The sequence below is a fragment of the Vibrio sp. 1562 genome (genome assembly GCF_033340155.1).
Lineage (GTDB): Bacteria > Pseudomonadota > Gammaproteobacteria > Enterobacterales > Vibrionaceae > Vibrio > Vibrio alginolyticus.
This window is the reverse complement of the sequence record NZ_JAWOVY010000582.1, coordinates 1-581: the sequence shown is the minus strand read 5'-3', so window position 1 is coordinate 581 and position 581 is coordinate 1. Positions and strand designations below refer to the sequence as shown.

Sequence of the window (581 nt, the reverse complement as noted above, 5' to 3'; positions counted from 1 at the left end):
AGACGATAATGGGTGTTTTTGACGTTGATTGAGTCATGCACATTCCTTGTTAATATCTCACTCACTAAAGGAGATAAAACAAGGAATGTGCCAACTCCGATTAACTGGCGATGAGATGTTCTTTGAAGAAAGCTAAGGTACGTTCCCAAGCAAGAGCCGCTTCCTCGGGTGCGTAACGTGCGGTTGAGTCGTTGTGGAAACCATGATTGACGTTTTCATACATCAAAGCTTGGTACTTCGCATCTGAAGCAATCAACTGCTGCTCGTACGAAGGCCAAGTGTCATTCACACGTTTATCCAACCCTGCGAAATGCAACATTAATGGGCCTTTCACTTGTTTTTGAATCTCTTCTGCAGCGGGTGTTCCATAAAAAGGTACGCCTGCATCGAGCTCATTTGGCATAACTGCCGCCAGCATATTGACGACATAACCACCAAAACAGAAACCAACCGCGCCAAGCTTGCCGTTTCCATGTTCGTGCTGTTTGATAAATTTAGCGGCCGCTATAAAGTCTTGCTCAATCTTGGCTCTGTCCATCTCTTTTTGCATTGCTCGCCCTTCATCATCATTTCCCGGATAC

General features: G+C 45.4%; 1 protein-coding gene. It reads right to left on the bottom strand.

The features are described 5' to 3' along the window. Positions 1-100 precede the first annotated feature (100 nt). On the bottom strand, positions 101-581 hold a 481-nt coding region (locus R7Z49_RS26510), incomplete at its 5' end, for a dienelactone hydrolase family protein (RefSeq protein ID WP_318112635.1).